The sequence below is a fragment of the Streptomyces triticirhizae genome, from assembly GCF_003696235.1.
In the GTDB taxonomy this organism is placed as follows: Bacteria; Actinomycetota; Actinomycetes; order Streptomycetales; family Streptomycetaceae; genus Streptomyces; species Streptomyces triticirhizae.
Genome location: NZ_RFFJ01000256.1, coordinates 1 through 7,215 on the forward strand (window position 1 = coordinate 1; position 7,215 = coordinate 7,215).

At 74.5% G+C, this 7,215-nt stretch carries 8 protein-coding genes; 2 read left to right on the plus strand and 6 right to left on the minus strand.

The annotated features are described in order from the left end of the window. Nucleotides 1–111 precede the first annotated feature (111 nt). Complete coding sequence (locus EBN88_RS27260; RefSeq protein ID WP_122399711.1) at nucleotides 112–327, minus strand: proteinase inhibitor I78; 216 nt, start codon at nucleotides 325–327, stop codon at nucleotides 112–114. 486 nt (nucleotides 328–813) lie between these two features. Between EBN88_RS27260 and EBN88_RS27265 the strand changes: the two genes are divergently transcribed. Together EBN88_RS27265 and EBN88_RS27270 are read left to right on the plus strand one after the other, a co-directional pair. Further along, nucleotides 814–1,593 (plus strand): hypothetical protein, encoded by a 780-nt coding sequence (locus EBN88_RS27265; protein ID WP_122399712.1) that lies wholly within the window; start codon nucleotides 814–816, stop codon nucleotides 1,591–1,593. Between the two features lie 241 nt (nucleotides 1,594–1,834). Next, the gene (locus EBN88_RS27270) at nucleotides 1,835–2,071 is read left to right on the plus strand and encodes a hypothetical protein (RefSeq protein WP_122399717.1); all 237 of its coding nucleotides are present in this window, start codon (nucleotides 1,835–1,837) and stop codon (nucleotides 2,069–2,071) included. Between the two features lie 19 nt (nucleotides 2,072–2,090). On the opposite strand, the gene der is transcribed toward EBN88_RS27270, so the two are convergent. The 5 genes from der to EBN88_RS27295 all read right to left on the minus strand — a co-directional run. Further along, the gene (gene der, locus EBN88_RS27275; RefSeq protein WP_122399713.1) at nucleotides 2,091–3,578 is read right to left on the minus strand and encodes a ribosome biogenesis GTPase Der; all 1,488 of its coding nucleotides are present in this window, start codon (nucleotides 3,576–3,578) and stop codon (nucleotides 2,091–2,093) included. 150 nt (nucleotides 3,579–3,728) lie between these two features. Beyond that, on the minus strand, nucleotides 3,729–4,373 hold the full coding sequence (locus EBN88_RS27280; RefSeq protein WP_122399714.1) for a lysophospholipid acyltransferase family protein: 645 nt from the start codon (nucleotides 4,371–4,373) through the stop codon (nucleotides 3,729–3,731). Then, a complete protein-coding gene (cmk, locus tag EBN88_RS27285) occupies nucleotides 4,370–5,086 on the minus strand; it encodes a (d)CMP kinase (protein ID WP_233581024.1) in 717 nt (238 codons plus the stop codon). The genes EBN88_RS27280 and cmk overlap by 4 nt, the downstream gene beginning before the upstream one ends. 167 nt (nucleotides 5,087–5,253) lie before the next feature. Further along, entirely contained in the window at nucleotides 5,254–6,339 is a 1,086-nt protein-coding gene (locus tag EBN88_RS27290) for a prephenate dehydrogenase (protein WP_122399716.1), read from the minus strand. Between the two features lie 61 nt (nucleotides 6,340–6,400). After that, a partial coding sequence (locus tag EBN88_RS27295) for a pseudouridine synthase (RefSeq protein WP_147472869.1) occupies nucleotides 6,401–7,215 on the minus strand: 815 nt, incomplete at its 5' end.

Here is a 7,215-nt window from a genome sequence, read left to right on the forward strand (position 1 = left end):
GGCCGGCCGGGCGGCTGGCCACGGTGACGGTGCGCCCGGGCGCCACCCGGCCGCATCCCACGCACCCGGAGCAGCCGGTCGGCCCGGCGAGCCGGCGCTGAGCGGCCGGCGTCAGCCGCGCCAGCAGCGCACCACGGCGCCGTCCTTCACCGCGAAGTTGATGCGGCCCGGCATGAACTCCATGGTCACGATCGCGTCGGGGGCCAGCTGGCGCACCGTGCGCCAGCCCCGGCCCCTGGCCCGCTCCTCGGCCTGCTCGGCGCCCATGCCGACATAGGCATCGGGGTTGTCGTCGGGGGACCTGGGGGGCTTCGGCAGGGATGGCATGGCCTCACCGTACGACCTGCCTCCCGGCACCCGGAAGGCCGGCCAGGATCGGGAAACGGTCACGCTTGTGTCACAACCGCGTCCCCGGTCGTTCCTTCAGGGGAAGGTGCGCGTTCTGTAATGGCCGCGCCCGGACGGCGAAGACAACGGCGTTTCTCCTCGGCTTTTCCGACGAGCCGACGGGCGGTTTTCCGCACGTTTCTCGCCGGCGTTCCCACGGTTTCCCGCCAGGATTCGTCACTGTTCTCACCCGCCTCCGTTCACGCTTCCGTCGCATCCTCGATGAACGGACGGTTTATGCCGACTGTCGATCGCGCGACCGAGCGGCGACGGCGGGGTGGGCGCGCGTTTCCCCGAACGTCGCCCGCGCCGCGCGCGCCGCCCCGGGCGCCGCAGCGTGACCCGGGCCGGTCCCCCGGCGTTGTGCACGGGGCACCCGCCGTGAAGGGCGGGCAGAACCCGAACCGAGGAGCGACCGTGTCCCCCTTGCTCGACGTCAGCGACGACGTACGCGCCGAGATCGGCGACGAAGAAGCCGAACGGCTGCTCGCCGGCGAGAACGCCCCGGGCGCCTACGACTGCACCTCCTGCCGCACCCCCGGCAACACCGCCCAGGAGCGCACCAGCACCGTGCTCTTCGTCGGCGGCGAGACCGCCGTGCTGGCCTTCGCGCACGCCTCCTGCATCCCCTCCCAGGTGGTCTCCGTCTCCGAGGAGCAGCTGCGTGGGGCGGTGCGTTCCATCACCGGCCAGAGCCAGCCGTCGGCCCAGCCCGCCGAGCCGGCCGCCCAGAACCAGGCGGTGCTCGGCGTCACCTGCGGCCAGATCCTGATCGAGGACGAGCTGTTCCCCGCGATCGTCGTGGAGCCCACCGCGCCGATCGTGCGCCCCGGCTCCCAGGGCCCGGGGGACGACTTCCTGCCGCTGCTGATCGAGGCCGGCTTCGTTCCGGTCAGCGACGTCGCCACGCCGCCCAGCCCGATCGCCGGCTGGTCGGTGCTGCTGGCGATGGGCAAGCTGCACGCGGTGCTCCAGAGCGACCCGGCCGGCGGGGACGCCAGCGCCTGGTGGCAGGCCCACGAGCCGCTGTCGGTCACCGACGGCTGGCGCGCCACCGCCAACCAGCGGCACACCGTGCTGGTCTACGCGGCCCCGGCCGGCACCATCGGCCAGCAGCCGAGGGAGGACCTGCTGCGGGAGGCGCTGGAGAAGGCGGCGGCCGGCGGGCTGCTGGTGGCCGCCGCCATGCCGCTGGCCGGCACCTGAGCCGACACGCCGCCGGCTCGCCGGGGCCGGCGGCCGTCCTCCCCCCTCGCGCGGCCGTTCCCCCCGCGTCGGGGGCGCGGCGGCGGGCGGAGCGGGCGGAACGATCCGGCTGAGACGATCGAGTACACCGCTGGCCCGAGCCGCATCCGGGGCGGGGCCCGGTCGTTGGTTGGACGTGCACCCTTACGAACCGCAACGAACCTCACCCTCGCTCCGCCCCGCCACCGGCGCCATCCCGGGGATGCGTGCCCCCTACGAACGGTCCGGCGGCGGCTCGGCCACCCCGATCTACGACTCGCTGTGCGCGGAGTACCGACGGCTGTTCCGGGCGCTGCCCGGGGACCGCAGCGGCGAGGAGGAGCTGAGGTTCGTCGGCTTCAACACCATCAGGGGCGTGGGCGTGGGCAGTTGGCGCCACCTGGAGTACCGGGGCGGCGGGCCCGCCCGGGCGGAGCTGCCGCCCGGACGGTCCGAGTAGGGCCCCCGCCGGAACGCCGTTACTTCTTCCGGCCGCGCTTCTCCCGCACCCGCACCGACAGCTGGATCGGCGTTCCCTCGAAGCCGAACTCCTCGCGCAGCCGCCGCTCGATGAAGCGGCGGTAGCTGGCCTCCAGGAAGCCGGAGGCGAACAGGACGAAGCGGGGCGGCCTGGTGCCGGCCTGGGTGCCGAAGAGGATTCTGGGCTGCTTGCCGCCCCGCACCGGGTGCGGGTGGGAGGCCACCAGCTCGCCGAGGAACCCGTTGAGCCGGCCGGTCGGCACCCGGTACTCCCAGCTCTCCAGCGCCGTGTCGATCGCGGGCACCAGCTTCTCCAGGTGCCGCCCGGTGCGCGCCGAGATGTTGACCCTCGGCGCCCAGCGGACCCGGACCAGCTCCTGCTCGATCTCCCGCTCCAGGTAGTAGCGGCGCTCCTCGTCGAGGGTGTCCCACTTGTTGTAGGCGATGACCAGCGCCCGGCCCGCCTCCACGGCCATCGTGATGATCCGGGTGTCCTGCACGCTGATCGGCTCGGTGACGTCGATCAGCACGACGGCCGCCTCCGCCTTCTCCAGCGCGGCCGCCGTGCGCAGCGAGGCGTAGTAGTCGGCTCCGCCCTGGAGGTGGACGCGGCGCCTGATGCCGGCGGTGTCCACGAACCGCCAGGTCCTGCCGGCCAGTTCGATCAGCTCGTCGACCGGGTCCCTGGTGGTGCCGGCGGTGGCGTCCACCACCACGCGGTCCTCGTTGGCGACCTTGTTGAGCAGCGAGGACTTGCCGACGTTGGGTCGGCCGATCAGGGCGATCCTGCGGGGGCCGCCCACGATGTCGCCGAAGGTCTGCGCCGGCGCCTCGGGCAGCGCCTCCAGCACGGCGTCCAGCATGTCGCCGGTGCCCCGGCCGTGCAGCGCCGAGACCGGGTGCGGCTCGCCCATGCCGAGCGACCACAGATAGGCCGCCTCGGCCTCCATGGTGGGGCCGTCCACCTTGTTGGCGCACAGCACCACCGGCTTGCCGGCCTTGCGCAGCAGCTTGACGACGGCGGCGTCGGTGTCGGTGGCGCCGACCGTCGCGTCCACGACCAGCACCACGGCGTCGGCCGCCTCGATCGCGAACTCGGCCTGCGCGGCCACCGACGCCTGGATGCCGAGCACGTCCTGCTCCCAGCCGCCGGTGTCCACCACCTTGAAGCGGCGGCCGGCCCACTCGGCCTCGTAGGTCACCCGGTCCCTGGTGACGCCCGGCCGGTCCTCGACGACCGCCTCGCGGCGGCCCAGGATGCGGTTGACCAGGGTGGACTTGCCGACGTTGGGCCGGCCGACGACGGCCAGCACCGGCAGCGGGCCCGAGGCCGCGGCCGCCAGTTCGCCCTCGATCTCCTCGGCCTCGAACCCCTCCTGCTCGGCGATCCGCAGGAACTCGTCGTAGTCGCCCTCGTCGAGCGCGCCATGGCCGGCCAGCTGCCCTGGGTGCGGCCCGGGCTCGCCCGGGGTGTTCTGGTCGTTCATGGCGTTACGTCTACCTCGTCCGTCGTGTTCGTGCGTCGTGTCGTCGTGCGTGCGTGCGTGGTGCGTGCGTGCGTGGTGCGTGCGTGCGTGGTGCGTGCGTGCGTGGTGCGTGCGTGCGTCGTGCGGTGCCCGGGCGCCGGGCCCCGGGGCCTAGCGGTCGGTGGCCCTTCGTGCCCGGCGCACATGGTCGGCCAGCCGGGCCTGGAGTTCGGCGCTCGCCCGGTCCAACGCCGCCCGGCCCCTCCGGCTTCCCCCGGCCGCGTCGAGGGTGAACGGCTCGCCGAACACCACGTCGACCCGGGAGCGCAGCGGCGGCAGCGGCCGCAGCAGCCGGCCGGGCCGGTCGCTGCCCAGCACCGCGACCGGCTGCACCGGGGCGCCGGAGCGGAGCGCGAAGTACGCCAGGCCCGCCCGCACGGCGGCGAAGTCGCCCCTGCCCCGGGTCCCCTCGGGAAAGATCCCCAGCACCTCACCCCGTTCCAGCACGCCGTTCGCGGCGCGCACGGCGGCCAGGTCCGTGGCCTCCCGGTCCACCCCGATCTGGCCTATCCCGCGCAGAAACGCGCCGAGTGGGCCGACGAACGCCTCCCGTTTGATCAGGAAACGCACCGGACGGGGCGCGGTGCCCAGCAACAGCGGGCCGTCCACGTTGTGGGTGTGGTTGACCGCGAGGATCAACGGGCCGGCCGGGGGCGTCCGCCACGCGCCCAGCACCCGGGGGCGCCACGCGGTGTGGACCACCCCGCGCGCCAGCCGGTGGCCGGCGACGGCGCCCCGGGCGCCGGGTGAGATCATCGCGCGCGCCGCCCCCGTTCCTCGACCAGGGTCACCACGCACTCGATGACCTGCTCCAGGGTCAGCTCGCTGGTGTCCACCTCGGTGGCGTCCGCCGCCTTGGCCAGCGGCGAGGTCTTGCGCTGCGAGTCAGCCGCGTCCCGGCGCAGCAGCGCGGCCTGGGTGGCGGCGACGTCCGAGCCGGCCTGGGCCGTGGGCGCCGACGCGCCGGCGCGGCCCGCCAGTTCGGCGCTGCGGCGGGCGGCCCGCACCTCGGGCGAGGCGGTGAGGAAGATCTTGACGTCGGCGTCCGGCAGCACGGTGGTGCCGATGTCCCGGCCCTCCACCACGATGCCCTCGGCGGCGCCGGCGGCGATGGAACGCTGAAGCTCGGTGATCCGGGCCCGCACCTCGGGAACGGCGCTGACCGCGCTGACCGCGCCCGTGACCTGCTGGCCCCGGATCGGCACGGCCACGTCGGTGCCGTCAACGGTGATGGTGGGCGCCAGCGGGTCGGTGCCGGAGACGATCGTCGGCTTGCCGGCGGCCGCCGCCACCGCCTCGGGGTCGTCGACGTCGATGCCGGCGTTCAGCATCCACCAGGTGATCGCGCGGTACTGGGCCCCGGTGTCCAGGTAACGCAGCCCCATGCGCGCGGCCACCGCCTTGGAGGTGCTCGACTTGCCGGTGCCGGATGGGCCATCGATGGCGACGACGACGGGAGTTGCGACCACGGCGGTGGACACCTTTCGCAGTTCGGGACGGGAGCGGGGCGCCGGCCCCTCGGGAAGCCCCGGGCTTCCGGCGGACGCACGGGCCCCGGCGGAGTGGGGCCTGAAGACCCACCGGGCAAGGGTACCGGCCCCGGGGAGGCCGCTCGCCGGCCACCCGGGGCGGGCGGCTACTGCCGCAGCGACCAGCCGCGTTCGCGCAGCGCCGCCGCCAGCGGCGGGGCCGCCGCCGGGTCGACCACCAGCTGCACCAGGCCGGCCTGCTGGCCGGTGGCGTGCTCGATCCGCACGTCCTCGATGTTGACGCCGGCCCGGCCGGCGTCGGCGAAGATGCTCGCCAACTCCCCCGGGCGGTCGTTGATCAGCACCGCCACGGTCTCATAACTGGCCGGCGCCGCACCGTGCTTGCCCGGCACCCGTTCCCGGCCGGCGTTCCCGCGCCGCAGCACCGCCTCGATGCCAGCGGCGCCCTCCGAACGCTTCTGCTCGTCGGCGGACTCCAGGGCGCGCAGCGACCGCACCGTCCGGTCCAGGTCGGCCGCCACCTCGGCGAGCACGTCGGCGACCGGGCCCGGGTTGGCGGCCAGGATCTCGATCCACATCCGGGGGTCGGAGGCCGCGATCCTGGTCACGTCCCTGATGCCCTGCCCGCACAGCCGCACCGCCGCCTCGTCGGCGGACTCCAGGCGGGCCGCGACCAGGCTGGAGACCAGCTGCGGGGTGTGCGAGACCAGCGCGACCGCCCGGTCGTGGGCCGCCGCGTCCATCATCACGGGCACCGCGCGGCAGAGCGCGGCCAGTTCCAGGACCAGGTTGACCACCTCGGTCCTGGTCTCGGGCGTCGGGGTCAGCACCCAGGGCCGGCCCTCGAACAGGTCGGCCGAGGCCGCCATCGGGCCCGAGCGCTCCCGGCCCGCCATGGGGTGGGTGCCCAGGTAGCTCGCCGGGTCGCCGCCCAGCGCGGCCAACTCCCCGGCCGGGCCCGCCTTGACGCTGCCCACGTCGACATAGGCGCGGGCGGCGCCCCGCCGCTGGAGTTCCGCGACGGTGGCGGCGATCCGGGTCGGCGGAACGGCGACCACGGCCAGCTCGACGGGGCCCTCCGGCGGGTCCTCGCTGCCGGCGCCCAGGGCGGCGGCGGTGCGGCGACGGTCCGGGTCGTGGTCGTCGAGGTGGACGTGGACGCCCCGGGCGGAGAGGGCCAGGGCCACGGAGGTCCCGATCAGACCGCAGCCGATGACGAGAGCGGTGCGCATCCCCCCAGCGTAGCCGCGCCGCCCGGCCCCCATCTCCCGCCGTCCGGCGCCCGGCCCCGGCCTAGAGGCCGACCTCCTTCATCAGCCGGCCCACCTCGGTGTTGGTCATCCGGCGCAGCCAACCCGACTTCTGGTCGCCCAGCACGATCGGGCCGAACGCGGTGCGCACCAGCCGGTCCACCGGGAAGCCGACCTCGGCCAGCATCCGCCGCACGATGTGCTTGCGCCCCTCGTGCAGGACCACCTCGACCAGGTAGTTCTTCCCGGTGTTCTCCACGACCCGGAAGTGGTCGGCCCTGACGTGGCCGTCCTCCAGGCGGACGCCCTCCTTGAGGCGCTTGCCCAGGTCGCGCGGGATGGGCCCCTGGATCGCCGCGAGGTAGGTCTTGGTCACCCCGTACCTGGGGTGGGTCAGCCGGTGGGCCAGCTCGCCGTGGTTGGTGAGCAGGATCAGGCCCTCGGTCTCGGTGTCCAGCCGTCCCACGTGGAAGAGGCGGGTCTCCCGGTTCTGCACGTAGTCGCCCAGGCACTGCCGCCCGTCCGGGTCCTCCATCGCGGAGACCACGCCGGCCGGCTTGTTGAGCGCGAAGTACAGGTGCGACTGGCTGGCGACGGTCAGGCCGTCCACCTTGATCTCGTCCTTGGCCGGGTCGACCCGGCGGCCCTGGGAGGTGACGATCCGGCCGTTCACCTCGACCCTGGACTGGTCGATCAGCTCCTCGCAGGCGCGCCGCGAGCCGAGCCCGGCCCGCGCCAGCACCTTCTGGAGGCGCTCGCCCTCGGGCTCGTCGAACGTCCTGGGCAGTTTCCGCGTCGGCTTGTCCGCGTGCCGCTCGCGGTTGCGCTCCTCGATCTGGGCCTCGTACTCGCGGGACC

Coding starts and splice junctions, on each gene's coding strand:
- EBN88_RS27260 (WP_122399711.1), bottom strand. CDS start 327: ATGCCATCCCTGCCGAAGCCCCCCAGGTCCCCCGACGACAACCCCGAT.
- EBN88_RS27270 (WP_122399717.1), top strand. CDS start 1,835: ATGCGTGCCCCCTACGAACGGTCCGGCGGCGGCTCGGCCACCCCGATC.
- der (WP_122399713.1), bottom strand. CDS start 3,578: ATGAACGACCAGAACACCCCGGGCGAGCCCGGGCCGCACCCAGGGCAG.
- EBN88_RS27280 (WP_122399714.1), bottom strand. CDS start 4,373: ATGATCTCACCCGGCGCCCGGGGCGCCGTCGCCGGCCACCGGCTGGCG.
- EBN88_RS27290 (WP_122399716.1), bottom strand. CDS start 6,339: ATGCGCACCGCTCTCGTCATCGGCTGCGGTCTGATCGGGACCTCCGTG.